General features: G+C 47.5%; 3 protein-coding genes. All 3 read right to left on the bottom strand.

What is annotated here, in order from left to right; translation table 11 throughout:
• A partial coding sequence (locus tag BCT81_RS24445) for a site-specific integrase (protein ID WP_157938892.1) occupies positions 1-547 on the bottom strand: 547 nt, incomplete at its 3' end.
• The gene (locus BCT81_RS24440) at positions 516-1214 is read right to left on the bottom strand and encodes a DUF484 family protein (RefSeq protein ID WP_102426149.1); all 699 of its coding nucleotides are present in this window, start codon (positions 1212-1214) and stop codon (positions 516-518) included. The genes BCT81_RS24440 and BCT81_RS24445, both read right to left, overlap by 32 nt.
• A gap of 46 nt (positions 1215-1260) precedes the next feature.
• On the bottom strand, positions 1261-1937 hold a 677-nt coding region (dapF, locus tag BCT81_RS24435; RefSeq protein WP_102426148.1), incomplete at its 5' end, for a diaminopimelate epimerase.

The following is a 1937-nucleotide window of genomic DNA, read 5'->3' as shown; positions in this document are numbered from 1 at the left end:
CACCTTTACCGATCACTCGGATTTCTCCTTGGCGGCTCAGCACGTCTTTAAGGTTGATACCGACCAGCTCAGCAAGACGCAAGCCAGCGCCGTACATCACCTCCATCATCGCTCGGTCGCGAATCGAGAGTGGATCGTCTTCATTCACGTCAAGCAACTGACCGACTTCATCGACATCGAGGTTTTTTGGTAACGGACGCTGCTTACGAGGCGCAGAAACCCCTTTTGCAGGGTTCGCGGTTATTTCGCCCCGTAAGACAAGAAAATCAAAGAAGCTACGCAGTGACGATAAGCGAGTCGCAATGCTGCTTGCCTTCATCCCGTCACGCATGCCTTTACTGGCCAGTTGTCTTACCCAAGCAGCATCAACTTGACGCCAATCCTTTAGCCCAAGTGTGACTAAGTGTTCGGCCATGGTTTCAAGTTGTTGTTTGTAGTTTCGTTGGGTGTGCAGGCTGAGTCCCTTCTCGCTTCTGAGATATTCATAGAAGCGAGAAAGAGGCTTTTGAAGGCTATTAGGAAGAGGTGTGTTGGGCTCTAGGCTCATTATTTATCTGCCAAGGTAAGGTGTCCGCCAAATGAGACACAACAAGTGCTAAGTGGCGTAAAAAGAGCGTATCCATATGAGGTTGGAAGTGTCCGCCATCTTCACTAGAAAAGGCGAGCAAGCCCAATGGAGACTGCTTAGCAAGTGGTAGTACTACATAAGAGCCTAGCTCTGGAACCTGAAAATCACCAAACAAATCTTGTCTGTCAGCTTTTCTCAAACGCCCGAGGTAAGCATCTTTGCCATTAAAGTGGTTAAGCGAAAACTTCGAGTAGCCCTCTTCGCTGAGTTGATAGAAACCCGTTTGCGAAAGGATTCGCAAATGAGCCTTCAACCCAAGGTCGAGTGCCTTTTGCTCAACCGCTTTAATTACCTGCATGAAGTCACTGCATTTCAGCACTTGCGCTTGCAGATCCATAAACTCGTAGAAGGTTTTATCGTTATTCGCCGCCAAAGACATCAAGCCAGTGATCTCTTCTTCTAGCTCTTCGATTCTCTGGCGTTGACGTTTAAGCTGAATCTCGACCAGAGAAACGGCACCCTGCTCAACGTTATTAATAGCAAGGCGATCCACCAAATCTTTTCGGTCTTGGAAAAAATCTGGGTTATCACGTAAATATTCCGCGACCACTTCTGCTGTGAGTGCGTCGGCTTCAACGTTAGACAAAACCTATCCTTTATTTTTTTATGTATCTATCTGTTATGTATGGTTATCAGCAAGAAAGCTGGCCATCAAACACATGCGTCGCTGGGCCCGTCATATACAGAGGTTTCCCCGGACCTTGCCAGCTAATGTGTAAGTCACCGCCTGGTAGGCTAACCTTCACATTCTCAGCCAGTAAGCCTTGAGTAATACCAACCGCAACAGCGCCACAGGCACCGCTACCACAAGCCTGAGTTTCACCTGCACCACGTTCATAAACACGTAAACGCACTTCTTCACGGTTAACCACCTGCATAAAGCCAGCATTAACACGCTCAGGGAAACGCTCATGTGATTCAAGCAGTGGACCTAAGGTATCCACATCTGCCGTATCGACATCATCAACCACGGTCACCACATGTGGGTTACCCATACTGACCGCGCCACAGAATAAAGTATGTGCATCGGTTCTTAGGATGTAGGTCTTTTCAGGTTGCTTCGCTTTAAATGGGATCTTGCTTGGTTCGAACTCAGGAATGCCCATGTTCACGGTGATAAGGTCATTCTCTTCAATCTTGAGAACCATTTTGCCTTTCTTGGTGCTTACGTTGATGCTGTACTTATTCGTTAAGCCTTTCATGCGAACGAATCGTGCAAAACAACGAGCACCATTACCACACTGCTCCACTTCACTGCCATCCGCATTAAATATGCGGTAATGGAAATCAGTTTCTGGATCATAGGGAG

The organism is Vibrio sp. 10N.261.52.A1 (genome assembly GCF_002876325.1).
GTDB lineage: Bacteria > Pseudomonadota > Gammaproteobacteria > Enterobacterales > Vibrionaceae > Vibrio > Vibrio chagasii.
This window is presented reverse-complemented; position numbering and strand designations above follow the sequence as displayed.